A 15,547-nucleotide genomic window follows, 5' to 3' on the forward strand; every position below is an offset into this window, starting at 1 on the left:
TGATTTACGCGTCTGAGCCCAAGCGGCGGGCAGTGCGCGCACGTTGGCGTGACGTACGTAGTCTACGCAGTCTCTTCACCAACATCGGATCATGGGCCAGTGCATCCTCGGTGTCGATAAGGGCGTTGAGGATCTGATAATAGTGGGTGGCGGACAGATCGAAGAGTTCGCGGATGGCTTGTTCTTTGGCGCCGGCGTATTTCCACCACTGCCGTTCCAACGCCAGCATTTGCTGGTCCCGGCTGCTCAGCGGCGACTCCGGGTTGATCCCGGCGACAGGAGATTCTGCCCTCGAAAGGTGCTCTTGTGCTTGTTCGGCCACGACACGCTCCCTGGCTGGATCCGATGAAAAGTATCCCCCCATGCTACGGGCGAATAACACCCTTGTCATTTGCCGGCCTGCAAGAATGGGCTCTGTGCATGACTCCGACTTCCCTTCCTCCGATGCCCTTTTCGAGCTGGAGCCCACAGCGGGCCAGGCCGCGGGTTTTAGTGAGTTGGCCCGCCTGCCCCTGGATGAGCTCGTCGCCGACGACTGGGCTGAGGCCCTGGCCCCGGTCGAGGGGCAATTGCGGGACGTCCTGGCCTACCTGGGCCGGGAGTCTTCCGGCGGTCACAACGTCTTGCCGGCTCCGTCAAAGGTGCTGCGGGCCTTCCGGCAGCCTCTGGCGGAAGTCCGGGTGCTGATTCTGGGCCAGGACCCGTATCCGACGCCGGGCCATGCCGTTGGGCTGTCCTTCGCCGTCGACGGCGCCACTCGGCCCATCCCCCGCAGTCTGGCCAACATCTACAAGGAGCTTCACGCCGATCTGGGGCTGCCCGCGCGGATCCACGGTGACCTCGGCCCTTGGTCCGATCAAGGGGTGCTGCTGCTCAACAGGGTCCTCAGCGTCCGGGCCGGGGCGGCTGGCTCGCACCGGAACAAGGGTTGGGAAGCCATTACAGCGGCGGCAATCACCGCCGTCGCCAAGCGCACAACAGCCGGCGGCGCACCCGCCCCGCTGGTGGCAATCCTCTGGGGCAGGCACGCCGAGGCTGTCCGCCCGCTGCTGTCTTCCACGCCCGTGATCGCCAGCGCCCACCCGAGTCCGCTCTCGGCGTCACGGGGATTCTTCGGCTCCCGGCCCTTTAGCCGCGCCACCACGCTGCTCCGCGAACAAGGCGGCGCAACTGTGGAATGGGAACTGCCTCCGCTGCCCGGGCCGGCTCCCTAGCCAGGTTTCCGCCAGCGGCTTTGGCTAGGCTTAGCCCCATGACCTCAGTCCCCGCCGCCACCTCGGCCACCCGCAAATCCCGTCCGCAGACCAACCTCACCGTCCTGCGCCGTGAAGAGCTCTCCCCCCACATGGTGCGGATCATTGCCGGCGGGCCCGGATTTGCCGGCTACGAGAACAACTCCTATACGGACCGCTACGTCAAGATCGTGTTTCCGCAGCCCGGCATCGATTACCCGCAACCGCTTGACCTGTGGGAGATCCGGGCAACGATGCCGCGCGATCAGTGGCCGCACACCAGGACCTACACGGTCCGCTGGGTCGACTCGGCGGCCGGGGAACTCGCCATCGACTTCGTGATCCACGGTGACGAAGGCCTCGCCGGTCCGTGGGCGGCATCCGCCCGGCCCGGTGACGCCCTGATATTCACCGGGCCGGGCGGCGGCTACAACCCGGACCCGGCCGCGGACTGGTTCCTGTTCGCCGGCGACGAATCCGCGTTGCCGGCCATCGGGGCCTCGATCGAATCGTTGCCGGCCGAAGCCCGCGGCCTGGCCTTTCTGGAGGTGGACAGCGACGCCGACATTCAGGCCATTAGGGCGCCCGCCGGTCTGGAGCTGCGCTGGCTGCTGCGCAGCAGCGTGCCGGCCGGGGCCAGCGAACTACTGCCTGCCGCGATCAGTGCTGCGAGCTGGCCAGCCGGCAGGGTCCAGGTCTTTGCGCATGGCGAACGCGGCGCCATGAAGAGCCTGCGGGACGTGTTCTACGCCGAGCGCGGGCTGGAGCGTTCCCAGGTTTCGCTGTCCGGCTACTGGGCGAAGGGCAGGGTGGAGGACGACTTCCAGGCCGAGAAGAAGCTCCCCATCGGTAAGATCTAGCGCGCAGGATCTAACGGCGCCGCGCCCGGCGTCGTTCGTTGCTCGCCAGGCTGCGGGTCAGCGGACGGGCCAGCGTGTCGCCGAGTACGATGCCGGCCGCCACCCCGAAAACGATTGCCCCGGCATTAAGCATGCCCCCGGCACCCAGCAGGATCTCCGACGTCTCAATCGTTAATACATACATGGACCGGAATATGGTGAGGCCGGGCAGGAGAATCAGCGCGGCTGGCACCGCCACCACCAACTGCGGGGCGCCCATCCGCAGCGCCACTACCCGGGCCAGCAGTCCGATAACAACAGCTGCCAGTGCGGGCGAAAAGCGCGATCCGATGCCTAATGCCTCTCCGCCATTCAGGATCAGGTACCCCACAACGCCGACGGCCGCCGTCGGCAGCAGCAGGCTCGGGCTGGTCTGTTCGGTGATGCCGATCATCAGCACCGCGATGGCGATCAGAATGACCACTACCCACAGCTCATACGCCGGCGGGAATGTTTTGGTGACGTCGATGGATTCCATCCCCGTCCTGTCCCCCACCACAAAACCCACAGCGAGGCCGGCGACCAGGGCGCCGAAGGTCAGCACTGTGGAGAGGAAACGGCCGGCGGCCGTGACCGGAAAGCCATTGATCGCGTCCTGCACCGAGGAGACCAGCCGTCCGGTCGGCAAAAGCAGCAGGATGCCGCCCACCACCACAATCTCGGGGGCGATCTGGATTCCCGCCAAGCCGCCGAAGCGCCCCAGGAGCAGGGCCATAAAGGTGACCAGGAACGAACACGCCGCCGTGATAAAGAAATCCGGCGTCCGCCAGCGGCTCAGCTGCCGGGCCAGCAAACTGACCATCAGGTTCGAGGCAAAGGCCACCACTGAGCCGCCGATTCCGCCGCCCAGGACCCCGACGAAAACGGCAGCGAAGACCCCGAACGCCACCGTGACCATCCAGCGGGGGAAGGGTTTGGCGCTGCGGGTGATCTCTTCCAGCCGTCGCACGGCCTCGTCACGGCCCACACCGCCGGCTACGAGTTCGGTGACTAGCTGGTGCACCTGGGAGAGCCCGGCGTAGTTGTTCGTCCAGGACCGCACCACACGCAGCAACGTAATCGGAGTCTGTTCCTTGGGCGCATAGTTGATGGCCACGGACTGGTTGGTGATGTCCACTTCGATGTTTTTGAGGCCCAGCGCAGCCGTGACGGCGATAATGCTGGTTTCAACTTCGAGGGCGCCGGCACCGTACCGGAACATCGATTCGGCCAGGTGCAGCGCGAAGTCGATGGTCTTGCGGGCCGACGCGTCCACCCCGCCCACCTGAATCATCGGGTTGGCGTAGGGGCTGCCGGCGAGGCGGTCCACGATGCTCATGGGAGCGGTCGGCGGGTTCTCCCCCTGGACAAGTCTGCGCAGCATCCGCTTGGCCGCGGCATTCTGGCGCACTTGCGTGGGCGAGAGCGGCTCGGTCCTGGGCAATCCGTCGGTGTGCGGCCGACGGCGGCCGGCGGGTTCCTGGGTCATTCCGGCGTCCTCAAATTCTCCGTGTCAGCCGTTTTAGTAGAACTGCTGGCCCGTGCGGCGGGTATAGAGCTGGCGGGCGACGCGTTCCCCCGCGGCCATCCAGGCCTTGTATTTCAACGGGCTGAGGACCTGGTCGTAGCAGCCAACGAAGTCGGTCACCGTTTTGCTGAAGCTGGTTTTGAACAGGCCCAGGCCGTGGAACGGGTTGGACGTGTCCTTCAGCTGATCGCTGGGGGGTGTGCCGCAGAAATCGTATTCGGTGCAGCCGAGCTCCCTGAGCTGCTGGATGGCCGTCCACTGCACCAGATGGGAATCACCGTACTGGTTTCGCTTCTGCAGCGAGCCGCCGTCTTTGTAGGTGCCCTTTCGGCCGTAGTTGACCACAAAGGCGCCCACCGACGGGAGACCGTTCTCGTAGACAAACATCAGCCGCCCCTGGCCACGGTTGATGAAGTTGGTCCAGAACTGGCGGTAATACCCGTATTCGCGGACCCGGACCTGGGACTTGGCCTCCACGGTGTTTGTCATCAGCGCGTACATGGCGCGGAAGTTCTCCTCGGTGGGATCCACTTTGTGGACTTCCACGTCCTCCCGGATGGCGCGCCGGACGGCGTTACGGCCCCGCGAGTGCAGGTTCCGCAACAGCTGGTTCTCCTCGGGGGAGATATCCAGCAGCGCCGTCGAGTCGTTGGGCTGCAGGTTGTGGCTCTTGCGGAGCCCGGCACCTTCGAAAATCCGACGGGCTTCGTCGGAGCGGACGATGTCCGGCTCGATCTTGATGGCAAAGACCCCCAGCCGGGCACGCTGTACGAACTCGGCGTTGGCTGCGGTGATGCCGGGGATGTCTTCGGCGGAGGCGACATCTGGGCCCTTGATCAGGTACCAGAGCTTGCCGAGCAACGGGACGGACTTCTCCAGGATGAGGTTGTAGCTGGAATAGTCAGCGCTCTCGTAGACCAGGTGCCGGGGTTTCCAGCCGAAGTTTTGCTTAACCTCAGCGAAGGCCTCCGATTGCAGGAGATTGCCGCCATTGGGGTTCGCAGTGACGTGGCTATCCCAGTTGGCGATCTCTTCGGCAGAGGCAAAGCGGGCGGTGAATTCACGCAAGGGTGCAACATCCAATCATTGCGGTTCGAGCATCGGCGGCATGCGGGCATGCACGTTCAAGTCTATCCGTCCGGGTCAATGCTCCTGCCCGCAACCAAGCCGCTAGGCTGGACGTATGGCGCCAGTTGAGCAACCACTAAGATTAGGATCCGAGCACCGGGAACTTGCCGCCGGTACACGCCGGCCGGCAGTCCAGTTTCCGGGACTATTGGTCTTTTTGGCTGCCTCGGCTGTCGTTGCCGGCCTAGGCGGGCTGGCCACCGCGAACAATGTTAACGGCTGGTACGCCGCCGCTGTCAAAGCCCCCTGGTCTCCGCCGAACTGGGTGTTCGGACCGGTCTGGACAACCCTGTACATCGCGATGGCCGTGGCCGCCTGGCTGGTCTGGCGCCGCCGGACGGAGGGCACCAGCGCAGCCCTCGCCGCCTACGCCACGCAACTGGTGTTGAACCTGTTGTGGACTCCGGTCTTCTTCGGCCTGTACCCGGCACTTGGCACACTTGCCCTGTGGATCGCTTTCGGCATCATCGTCGCGCTGTCGGCCGCGGTGGTGGTCACAGTACTCCACTTTGGGCCGATCAGCCGCACGGCAGGACTGCTGATGCTGCCCTACTTCGCCTGGATAATCTTCGCTTCGTCATTGAATCTCTGGGCGGTGCTGAACAACTAGCTCAGCACTCGACAACGTTCACGGCCAGGCCGCCCATGGCTGTCTCTTTGTACTTGGAGCTCATGTCCTTGCCGGTCTCGCGCATGGTCACGATGACCTCGTCGAGGGACACCCGGTGCGTGCCGTCGCCCCAAAGCGCCATCTTGGCGGCGTTGATGGCCTTCGCCGCGGCGATCGCGTTGCGTTCGATGCACGGGATCTGCACAAGCCCGCCGATGGGGTCGCAGGTCAGGCCGAGGTTGTGTTCCATCGCGATTTCAGCGGCGTTCTCCACCTGTTGCGGGGTACCGCCCATCACTTCGGCCAGGCCGGCCGCGGCCATCGAGGATGCCGATCCCACCTCGCCCTGACAGCCGACCTCGGCGCCGGAGATCGAGGCCTGTTCTTTGTACAGGACACCGATCGCCGCTGCCGTCAGCAGGAACTTGACCACAACGTCGTCGCGGTCGGCCTCGGTGGCTTTGTCCATGCCCGGGGCAAAGTGCAACGCATAGTAGAGGACAGCGGGGATGATGCCGGCGGCGCCATTGGTGGGGGCGGTGACCACGCGGCCGCCGGAGGCATTTTCCTCGTTCACTGCCAGGGCAATCAGGTTGACCCATTCCTGCCAGTACTTCGGGTCCCGGAAGTCGGGGTCCTGATCCCGGGTTTCTTTCATCAGCCGTTCGTGCCAGTCGGGCGCACGACGGCGGACCTTCAGGCCGCCGGGGAGCAGTCCTTCGCGCTTGAGGCTGACCTGAACGCAGCCGGTCATCACCGAGTAGATGTGCAGAAGGCCTTCCCGGATCTCCGCTTCGGTGCGGGAGGCACGCTCGTTGACGAACATAATCTCGCCGATCGACAGGCCCTTGGACTGGCAGCGGCCCAGCAGCTCCGCTGCCGTTCGGAACGGCAGGGGAAGTTCCTTCTTGGACTCGGCGAGCTCGATCAGGGCGGCGTCCTCCTCGCCTTCGCGGACGATGAAACCGCCGCCCACTGAGAAGAACGTGGCGCTGTGCAGCACGGCGCCGTCGGCGTCCGAAACCGTGAAGGTCATGCCGTTGGTGTGCCGGGGCAGGATGGTGAGCGGGCGCAGGATCATGTCCTTCACCCCGTAGGGCAGCGCCACGCCGGTTCCTTCGCCGGCCAGCTGCAGGGTGCCGGTCTCCGCGATCGTGGCCAGCCGCCCCTCCACTTCCTCGGGGAGGATCAGTTCAGGGTGGTAGCCCTCCAGGCCGAGCAGGATCGCCGTCATGGTCCCGTGGCCGTGGCCTGTGGCCGCGAGGGAGCCGTAAAGGTCCACCCGCAGCGATGCCACGCGGCCCAGATCCCGCGAGGTCTTGAGCTCCTCGGCAAACACCGCAGCAGCCCGCATCGGCCCCACGGTGTGCGAACTGGACGGGCCTATTCCTATTGAGAAGAGGTCAAAGACGCCAACAGCCATTACTGAATCCTAACTAGACACTGCGTTCGGGCGGGGCTGGGGTTGGTGGTTGGGCGGGCTCCTCCGCGTGCTCGGTCGACGCCGCTAGCTGAGCGGACGTCGCACGCCCTTAGACGCACGCTTCCGGACCCCACCCAACCACCGTTCGCGACTCACCAAAGCGGCGGCGGGCAAGACCCCGAGGGGCCGGCCCCGGAACCCTTAACCGAGGTTAGCAACCGACGGGTAGAGCGGGTGGGCGGCGGCCAGGGCCTCCACCCGGGCGCGCAGTCCGGACAGGTCCGCGCCGGCGTCGGCGATCAGCGCCTCAGCGATGATATCCGCAACCTCGGCAAAAGCAGCCTCGCCGAAGCCGCGGGTTGCCAGCGCCGGGGTGCCGATCCGCAGTCCGGAGGTGACCATCGGCGGCCGGGGGTCAAACGGGACGGCGTTGCGGTTGACGGTGATGTCGATGTCCGCGAGCCGGTCCTCGGCTTCCTGCCCGTTGAGCTCGCAGTCGCGCAGGTCCACGAGGACCAGGTGCACGTCGGTGCCGCCGGAAATCACGTTGATTCCCTTGGCAGTGACGTCCGGCTGGATTAGGCGCTCGGCCAGGATCCGCGCGCCGGCCAGGACACGTTCCTGGCGCTCCTTGAATTCAGGCGAAGCTGCGATCTTGAAGGCCACAGCCTTGCCGGCGATCACGTGCTCCAGCGGGCCACCCTGTTGACCGGGGAACACTGCGGAGTTGATCTTCTTGGCGATGTCGGCGTCGTTGGTCAGGATGATGCCGCCGCGCGGACCGGCGAGGGTCTTGTGCGTGGTGGAGGTGGTCACGTGCGCGTGCGGCACCGGCGACGGGTGCAGCCCTGCGGCAACCAGCCCGGCGAAATGGGCCATGTCCACCATCAGGTAGGCACCCACCGAGTCGGCAATCCGGCGGAACTCCGCAAAGTCGAGCTGGCGCGCATAAGCGGACCAGCCGGCAACGATCAGGGCCGGCTTGTGCTCCTGGGCCAGTCGCTCGACCTCCGCCATGTCGATCCGGTGGTCATCTTCCCGGACCTGGTAAGGGATCACGTTGTACAGACGACCGGAGAAGTTGATCTTCATGCCATGGGTCAGGTGGCCGCCGTGCGCCAGGTTCAGGCCCATGATCGTGTCACCCGGACGGATCAAGGCGTGCATAACCGAGGCGTTGGCCTGCGCGCCGGAGTGCGGCTGGACATTGGCGTACTCTGCGCCGAACAGGGCTTTGACCCGGTCGATCGCAAGCTGTTCGATCACGTCGACGTGCTCGCAGCCGCCGTAGTACCGCTTGCCGGGGTAGCCCTCTGCGTACTTGTTGGTCAGCACGGAACCCTGCGCCTGCATCACGGCCTTGGCAGTGTGGTTTTCCGAGGCGATCATCTCCAGGCCGTCCCGCTGGCGGGCCAGTTCGGCGTCGATCTTCTTGGCGATCTCCGGATCCAGCACCGACAGCTCCACGTCCAGGCTCGGCGAGACCACCGGTTCGAAGGCCGCTGCGATGCCGATCGCTGCGCCGCTCACAGTTCGCCGCCATTCTTGGATGCGTAGTCCTGTGCGGAGAGCAACGGGCCCTCTGATTCCGCGGCCACCTTGAAGAGCCAGCCTGCGCCGTAAGGATCGTTGTTGATCAGCGCCGGGTCGTCGATGACGGCGGGGTTGATCTCGGTGACCTCGCCGGTGACGGGGGCGTAGAGGTCCGAGACCGATTTGGTGGACTCAACCTCGCCGCAGGTCTGCCCTGCCGTCACCGCGGCACCAACTTCGGGCAGGTCCACGTAAACGATGTCGCCGAGGGCGTCCGTGGCGACGGCGGAGATGCCGATGGAGACAATGTTTGATCCGGCGTTGCCGGAGTCCCGCGCAACCCACTCGTGCTCGTCGGAATACTGCAGTTCAGGAGCTACTTTTGCCATGTGCTTTTCCTAAGTCTTGGAGTGGTCGTTGGTGCTAAATCTATTTGTTGCCCGGTTAAGTACCTGCCGGAGCCGGTTCCCGCCAGGAACCGGCGGGACTATTTTTGGCGCTTGTAGAAAGGCAGTGCCACAACTTCGAAAGCTTCGGTTTTGCCGCGCAGGTCGATGTCCAGCGCCGTGCCGGGGTCGGTGCACTCGACGTCGACGTAGGCCATCGCAACCGGGTAGCCCAAGGTGGGGCTGGGCTGGCCGGAGGTGACTACGCCCACCGTGGCACCGTCCTTCAGGACCGGGTAGTGTCCGCGGCCGGCCCGGCGGCCGAGGCCCTTGAGCCCAACCAGCCTGCGGCCCGTTGTGGCACCTGCGCCGGCTTCCTTTTTTGCCGCCAGGGCCGCCTTGCCAACGAAGTCCCCTTCTTTGGAGAGCGCCACAACCGGGCCCAGCCCGGCGGCGAACGGGTCGCCCTCAAGGGAGAGCTCATTGCCGTAAAGCGGCATCCCGGCCTCGAGCCGGAGCGAGTCGCGGGACGCAAGCCCGGCAGGCGTCAGTTCGCCCTCCTCGGCGATGGCGACGAGCGCCTGCCAAAGGGCTGCCGCGTCGCCGTTCCCGACGAAGATCTCGAAGCCGTCCTCACCGGTGTAGCCGGTGCGGGCCAGCAGAAGTTCCTCGCCGGCGCCGCCAAACATCACGGGAACGTCGACGGCGGCGTAGTACTTCAGGCCGGTCACCAGTTCGTGCTGAGCGGCCGGAACCAGCCGCAGCAGGATCTCCTGCGCCTTCGGACCCTGCACCGCGATCAGAGCGGTCTCCGCTGAGGCGTCGCGCACCACAACGTCAAAGCCGGACGCCCGTTCGGCCAGGGCCGCGGCGACGACCTTCGCGTTGCCGGCGTTGGGGACCACAAGGAACTTGTCGGCGCCGGCACCCGCGGCCGGACGGCGATAAGTGATGAGGTCGTCGATGATGCCGCCATCCTCGGTGCAGATCAGCGAGTACTTTGCCTTGCCGACCGCCATCGCGGAGATCTTGCCGACCAGTGCGTAATCCAGGAAAGCGGCCGAGTCCGGACCGGTGACCCAGACTTCGCCCATGTGGGAGAGGTCGTACAGGCCCGCAGACGTGCGGACGGCGTGATGCTCGGCGAGTTCGGAGCTGTACTTGAGGGGCATCTGCCAGCCGCCGAAGTCCGTGAAGGAAGCGCCGAGCTTTTTGTGCTCTTCGTACAGTGCCGTGTAGTTCTCAGTCATCGTTGGCTGTCCCTAGTTCTTAGAGTCGGAGTTGGCGGCGGCGTCGTCGGGGTGGACTGCTGTGTCTTCTTCGAAGGATTCGAGCGGCGGGCAGGAACAGATCAGGTTCCGGTCACCTGCCGCGCCGTCGATCCGGCCGACCGGCGGGAAATACTTGTCCTGCTTGGGCGTGCGGCCGGGGAATACTGCCTGCTCGCGCGGGTACTCCCGGGCCCAGCCGGTACTGATAACGGCGGCAGCGGTGTGCGGGGAGTTACGCAGCGGGCTGTGTTCAACAGTGAACTCGCCGTGCGCCACCTGGTCAATCTCGGCCCGGATGGAAATCATGGCCGCGATAAAACGGTCGATTTCGCCGAGGTCCTCGGATTCGGTGGGTTCGACCATCAGGGTGCCGACCACAGGGAACGCCAGCGTCGGGGCGTGGAAGCCGTAGTCGATGAGGCGCTTGGCGACGTCCTCGGCGGTCACGCCGGTCTTTGCCGTGAGTTCCCGCAGGTCCAGGATGCATTCGTGGGCCACGAGTCCGCCTTCGCCGGTGTAGAGCACCGGGAAGTAGTCATTGAGGCGGGCCGCAATGTAATTGGCAGCGAGCAGGGCCGACTTGGTGGCTTCGGTGAGGCCGTGGCCGCCCATGAGCTTAACGTAGGCCCAGGAGATCGGCAGCACTCCGGCCGAACCGTAGCGGGACGCCGAGATCGGGGTGCCGCCGGCGCTGTTGGCCGAGACGGCGTTGTTGGCATCGCCCGGCATAAAGGGTGCCAGGTGGGCCTTGGCAGCGACCGGGCCCACGCCGGGGCCGCCGCCGCCGTGCGGGATGCAGAAGGTCTTGTGCAGGTTCAGGTGCGAGACGTCGCCGCCGAACTGGCCGGGTTGAGCCAGCCCGACGAGGGCATTGAGGTTGGCACCGTCGATGTAGACCTGGCCGCCGGCGGCGTGGACGGCGTCGCAGACTTCCCGAACGTCGGCGTCGAACACCCCGTGGGTGGAGGGGTAGGTGATCATGATCGCGGAGAGCGCATCCCGATGCAGTTCGATCTTGGCCTGCAGGTCGGCGTGGTCGATGGTGCCGTCGGAGGCGGTGGCCACAACAACGACCTTCATGCCGGCCAGCACGGCGGAGGCGGCGTTGGTGCCGTGCGCGGAGGCCGGAATGAGGCAGACGTTGCGCTGCACGTCGCCGCGGGAGAGGTGATAGCCGCGGATCGCGAGCAGGCCGGCGAGCTCGCCCTGGGAGCCGGCGTTGGGCTGGATGGAGACCTGGTCGTAGCCGGTAATCTCGGTCAGCTGGGCTTCGAGGTCCTCGATCAGTTCACGCCAGCCGGCGGTCTGGGATTCGGGGGCGAAGGGGTGGATGGAGGCGAACTCCGGCCAGGAGATGGCCTCCATCTCGGCCGTGGCGTTCAGCTTCATGGTGCAGGAGCCCAGCGGGATCATGGTGCGGTCCAGCGCCAGGTCGCGGTCCGAGAGGCGGCGGATGTAGCGCAGCAGCTGGGTTTCGGAACGGTGGGTGTTAAAGACCGGGTGCTGGAGGTAGTCGGAGGTGCGCTCCATGCCGGCGTCCACGCCGAAAGCCGCATCCTCCGCAACCGACGCCCCGAAGGCGGCGACGACGTCGGCGACGATGGCCGGCGTCGTGGCCTCATCGGCGGAGATCCCGACGGTGTCCGCATCGACGGGCCGCAGGTTGATGCCCTTGGCGTCCGCGGCGGCGATGATCTCGGCGGCCTTGCCCGGGACGGAAACGGTGACCGTGTCAAAGAAGCTGGTGTGCAGCACGTCCAACCCTGCGGCCCGCAGCGAGGCCGCGATGGTCCGGGCGTGCCCGTGCGTGGTCTCAGCGATCGCCTTCAGCCCGTCCGGGCCGTGGTAGACGGCGTAGAAGGAGGACACGATCGCCAGCAGGGCTTGCGCCGTGCAGATGTTGGAGGTGGCCTTCTCCCGGCGGATGTGCTGTTCGCGGGTCTGCAGCGCCAGGCGATAGGCCGGGACGCCGGCATTGTCCTTGGAGACACCCACGAGCCGGCCGGGCATGGAGCGTTCCAGGCCCTTCTGAACGGCCATGTACGCTGCGTGCGGTCCGCCAAAGAACAGCGGGACGCCGAAGCGCTGCGCGGATCCGACGGCGATGTCCGCGCCCTGCTCCCCCGGAGGGGTGATCAGGGTCAGGGACAGCAGGTCCGCGGCCACGGTCACGAGGGCGCCGCGGTCCTTGGCCTCGGCGATCACGGCTGTGTGGTCGAAGACGCGGCCGGAGGCCCCGGGCTGCTGCAGGACAACGCCGTTGATAACACCCTCGGGCAGGCCCGTGGACAGGTCGGCAACTTCGACGTCAAAGCCGAGGGCCTCGGCCCGGCCCCTGACGATCGCTATGGTCTGCGGGAGGCAATCGGCGTCCAACACGGTCTTGCCACCTTGGGCGGACTTGTTCTTGTTGGCCCTGCGCATCATCAGCACGGCTTCGGCGACGGCGGTGGCTTCATCCAGCAGCGAGGCGTTGGCAATCGGCAGGCCAACAAGATCCTGGACCATGGTCTGGAAGTTCAGCAGCGCCTCGAGCCGGCCCTGGGAGATTTCCGGCTGGTACGGGGTGTAGGCGGTGTACCAGGCCGGGGCCTCAAGGATGTTGCGGCGGATGACCGGCGGGGTGACGGTGTCATAGTAGCCCTGCCCGATCATCTGCACGGCGGTCTGGTTCTTGGCCGCGAGCTTGCGCAGCTCGGCGAGGACCTCTACTTCGCTCAGGGCGCCGGTGAGCTGCAACGGCGAGTCCTGGCGGATGCCTTTGGGCACGGCCGTGTCGACGAGCCCATCGACGGTGTCGTAGCCGACAGCCTTCAACATGGCATCGACGTCGGACTGGCGGCGGGCGCCGATGTGCCGGTCAACGAAGGACGTGGAGGCTGAGGATACTGTCACAAGGAACTCCATCACTAAGGCGGCGCAGGGTACGCAGCATTGATTCGGGTTCCTCCCCGCTCTGTATTGGACCTGAGAGTTTCCGCGCAGCCCTGCTCTCGCAGGTCTCCGCTTGCACCGTCGGTGAGCACAGCATGTCAAAGGACAGCCTGCTACTTTCCAGAGTTGCCTTGCCGCGGCGGTACATGGGCCTGAGAGATTCCTGGGGAGGGTTTGCTCCTACGGCGCCTGCTTGTACCTACTTGCAGAACTCTCCCGCCGCAGATCAAAGGCATATTCAATTTCTCGTGACCGCAGTCACAGCTTCCATTGTCCTATGCCCGGCCCCGGTCCGCAAACTCCCGACGCCGCCGGCACGAAGTCGCGGGTCAGCTGCGAGATCGCCGCAAACTTCCGGCGACCTCGTGCACTTCCGGCGATTTCGGCGCGGAGCCGCCTCAGCCGCGAAGCCGGTCGACGGCGGCGAGAAGACTCTCGAGATCCGCAGCGACCTCCGGCATCGGACCGCCGGGGCCACGGGCAAGCATGGCATTGAAGTACAGGCCGTCCCCCATATAGAGGACCGCCTTGGCCATCGCCGGCCCGACGTCGCCCGCGAGCAACTCCAGCCAACCCGCCTGCGCGGCGGCAAATCGCTGGAGGGCCTCTTCGTGCGCCACTTCGGCCAGCCGGGTCGCCGCCACAAAGACCCGGTCCAGGGGGGTGCCCGCCCACAGGGAGGACTTGATGAAGTAGGCCGCGGCCCCCTCCGGCGCATCCGCCATCGCCCCAAGGTCTTGTGCCAGCAAGCCGTCCAAACGCTCCAGGAGCATCGAGACCATCGCTTCCTTGGTCGGGAAGTGATAGAGCAGCCCACCCTTGGAGACGCCGGCGAGTTTGGCCACGGCGTCCAGGGTGGCGGCACGCTCGCCTTCTTCGATAAGCAGGGTTTCGAAGGCGTCAAGGACGGCTTCGCGGGCAACTGGTTTTCTGGCCATGATTCCTATCTTGCCCGGTGCCCGGACCGGGTTCTGGTTGACATTTCTTAACTATACCGTCTGGACGGTATAGTTATCTCCATGAGCAACACAGCAGTCAGCCACAACAGCACCAAAGCGCTCGGCACACAGCCCGGCGATACAGCAGCCATAGCGCCGCCGCGCGCGCCCTGGCGCGACTGGCTGGCGCTGGCGCTGCTGATGTTCCCGGTGCTGCTGGTGGCGGTGGACAACACGGCCTTGACCTTCGCATTGCCGTCGATCGCCCGGAGCCTCGACGCCTCCGGGATCCAGCTGCTGTGGATTGTGGACACCTACCCCTTGGTGCTGGCCGGCCTGCTCGTGGCAATGGGCAGCCTGGGCGACAGAATCGGCCGCCGTCGGCTGCTGTTCATCGGCAGCACCGGATTCGCGGCTGTCTCCGCGGTCACCGCCTTTGCTCCAAGCGCCGAGTGGCTCATCGCCGGCCGGGCGGGGCTCGGGTTCTTCGGCGCCATGCTGATGCCCTCCACCCTTTCGCTGATCCGCAACATCTTCCCTCAGCCCAACCGTCGACGGCTCGCGGTGGCGATCTGGGCTGCGGGTTTCTCCGGCGGCGCAGCGCTCGGCCCGATCTTCGGCGGCTGGCTCGTTGAGAACTTCTGGTGGGGCGCCATCCTGCTGGTCGCGGTGCCGATCATCCTGCCCCTGTTGGCGCTCGGTCCGCTCCTCGTTCCGGAATCCCGCGATCCGCATCCGGGCCGCGTGGACGTGCCGAGCGTACTGCTGTCCCTGCTGGTGATGGTTCCGGTGGTCTACGGCATCAAGGAAATCGCCACACACGGGCTCGCTCCCGCGCCGCTGGCCATCACCGCCGGCGGCCTGCTGATGGGCTACGTCTTTGTCCGACGCCAGCGTGCCCTGATGCAGGGCGGCGGAAATGCCCCCCTCCTGGACATCAGCCTGTTCAGCAACAGCGTCTTCAGCACCGCGATTACGGCGAATGTGCTTGCGCTGTTCTCCTTCAACGGCTTCATCCTGTTCCTGGCCCAGCATCTGCAGCTGCTCGAGGGCCAGTCCCCCTCCGAATCCGGCGTCGCGCTTGTGCCGGCACTTATCGCCACGGTTGTCTCAGGCCTGCTGGTGGTCCCGCTCGTGCGGAAGGTGCGCCCCGGTTTTGTGGTGGCCGGGGGGCTGCTCCTGAGCGCCGCGGGGTATTGCCTGGTCGCGTTTGGCAACCACAACAACGGGCCGGCCCTGCTGCTGGCCGCGCTGCTGGTCCTGTGCCTGGGCGTCGGCTCGGCGGAAACCATCTCCAACGACCTGATCCTCGGCGCCGTCCCGGCCGAGAAATCGGGCGCAGCCGCCGCGATCTCGGAGACCGGCTACGAGATCGGATCCTTGCTCGGAACAGCCGTGCTGGGCTCCATCCTGACAGCCTCCTACCAGCACAACCTCCGGCTTCCCGCCGGCGTCGCCGAAACGGCGCCGGCGGGCGCAACGGCCCAGGCCGCCGAAACACTCGCTGGCGCCATAGAACTAGCCAACACGCTGCCTGGACCCTTGGGCGCAGCGGTGACAGCGGCCGCCCGGACGGCGTTCGATTCCGGCGTCCACGTCACTGCGGCCATCACGATGGTGCTGATGGCAGGCACGGCTGTGCTGGCCGCCGTCGCCCTGCGCAAGGTGCCAAAGGCGAAATAGCCG

The 15,547-nt window shown here is 66.0% G+C and carries 13 protein-coding genes and 2 riboswitches; of the genes, 4 read left to right on the forward strand and 9 right to left on the reverse strand.

Features of this window, described 5'->3' with window-relative positions:
• Positions 1-4: 4 nt before the first annotated feature.
• A complete protein-coding gene (locus tag ABIB49_RS08375; RefSeq protein ID WP_396021321.1) occupies positions 5-322 on the reverse strand; it encodes a DUF3263 domain-containing protein in 318 nt (105 codons plus the stop codon).
• 85 nt (positions 323-407) lie between these two features.
• Between ABIB49_RS08375 and ABIB49_RS08380 the strand changes: the two genes are divergently transcribed.
• Together ABIB49_RS08380 and ABIB49_RS08385 are read left to right on the forward strand one after the other, a co-directional pair.
• Positions 408-1,214: a uracil-DNA glycosylase gene (locus ABIB49_RS08380; RefSeq protein WP_226776371.1), complete on the forward strand. Its 807-nt coding sequence runs from the start codon at positions 408-410 to the stop codon at positions 1,212-1,214.
• Positions 1,215-1,252: 38 nt separating this feature from the next.
• Positions 1,253-2,092: a siderophore-interacting protein gene (locus ABIB49_RS08385; RefSeq protein WP_226776370.1), complete on the forward strand. Its 840-nt coding sequence runs from the start codon at positions 1,253-1,255 to the stop codon at positions 2,090-2,092.
• Positions 2,093-2,102: 10 nt separating this feature from the next.
• On the opposite strand, the gene ABIB49_RS08390 is transcribed toward ABIB49_RS08385, so the two are convergent.
• A complete protein-coding gene (locus tag ABIB49_RS08390) occupies positions 2,103-3,599 on the reverse strand; it encodes a threonine/serine exporter family protein (RefSeq protein ID WP_226776369.1) in 1,497 nt (498 codons plus the stop codon).
• Positions 3,600-3,632: 33 nt separating this feature from the next.
• Entirely contained in the window at positions 3,633-4,706 is a 1,074-nt protein-coding gene (locus ABIB49_RS08395) for a lipid II:glycine glycyltransferase FemX (protein ID WP_226776368.1), read from the reverse strand.
• A 115-nt stretch (positions 4,707-4,821) separates the two neighbouring features.
• Here ABIB49_RS08395 and ABIB49_RS08400 point away from each other — a divergent pair, with 115 nt between their 5' ends.
• Positions 4,822-5,376 carry a TspO/MBR family protein gene (locus ABIB49_RS08400; RefSeq protein ID WP_282360678.1) on the forward strand — a complete coding sequence of 185 codons (555 nt, stop codon included), beginning with the start codon at positions 4,822-4,824 and terminating at the stop codon, positions 5,374-5,376.
• 1 nt (position 5,377) lies between these two features.
• Here ABIB49_RS08400 and ABIB49_RS08405 read toward each other — a convergent pair whose 3' ends face one another.
• The 6 genes from ABIB49_RS08405 to ABIB49_RS08430 form a co-directional block, all read right to left on the reverse strand.
• On the reverse strand, positions 5,378-6,799 hold the full coding sequence (locus tag ABIB49_RS08405; RefSeq protein WP_282360676.1) for an L-serine ammonia-lyase: 1,422 nt from the start codon (positions 6,797-6,799) through the stop codon (positions 5,378-5,380).
• Between the two features lie 201 nt (positions 6,800-7,000).
• Positions 7,001-8,329: a serine hydroxymethyltransferase gene (glyA, locus tag ABIB49_RS08410; protein ID WP_502913779.1), complete on the reverse strand. Its 1,329-nt coding sequence runs from the start codon at positions 8,327-8,329 to the stop codon at positions 7,001-7,003.
• Positions 8,326-8,721 carry a glycine cleavage system protein GcvH gene (gene gcvH, locus ABIB49_RS08415; protein ID WP_226776365.1) on the reverse strand — a complete coding sequence of 132 codons (396 nt, stop codon included), beginning with the start codon at positions 8,719-8,721 and terminating at the stop codon, positions 8,326-8,328. Before gcvH ends, glyA begins: the two co-directional genes overlap by 4 nt.
• 98 nt (positions 8,722-8,819) lie before the next feature.
• Entirely contained in the window at positions 8,820-9,968 is a 1,149-nt protein-coding gene (gene gcvT, locus ABIB49_RS08420; protein WP_282360674.1) for a glycine cleavage system aminomethyltransferase GcvT, read from the reverse strand.
• 12 nt (positions 9,969-9,980) lie between these two features.
• Positions 9,981-12,896 carry an aminomethyl-transferring glycine dehydrogenase gene (gene gcvP / locus ABIB49_RS08425; protein WP_502913783.1) on the reverse strand — a complete coding sequence of 972 codons (2,916 nt, stop codon included), beginning with the start codon at positions 12,894-12,896 and terminating at the stop codon, positions 9,981-9,983.
• Positions 12,897-12,935: 39 nt separating this feature from the next.
• Positions 12,936-13,052: riboswitch (glycine riboswitch) on the reverse strand.
• A 1-nt stretch (position 13,053) separates the two neighbouring features.
• Positions 13,054-13,152: riboswitch (glycine riboswitch) on the reverse strand.
• A gap of 169 nt (positions 13,153-13,321) precedes the next feature.
• Entirely contained in the window at positions 13,322-13,861 is a 540-nt protein-coding gene (locus ABIB49_RS08430) for a TetR/AcrR family transcriptional regulator (RefSeq protein WP_226776362.1), read from the reverse strand.
• A gap of 81 nt (positions 13,862-13,942) precedes the next feature.
• On the opposite strand from ABIB49_RS08430, the gene ABIB49_RS08435 reads away from it, so the two are divergent.
• On the forward strand, positions 13,943-15,544 hold the full coding sequence (locus ABIB49_RS08435; RefSeq protein ID WP_226776361.1) for an MFS transporter: 1,602 nt from the start codon (positions 13,943-13,945) through the stop codon (positions 15,542-15,544).
• The last annotated feature ends 3 nt before the right edge of the window (positions 15,545-15,547 follow it).

This window comes from Arthrobacter sp. UYCu512 (genome assembly GCF_040547075.1).
Lineage (GTDB): Bacteria > Actinomycetota > Actinomycetes > Actinomycetales > Micrococcaceae > Arthrobacter.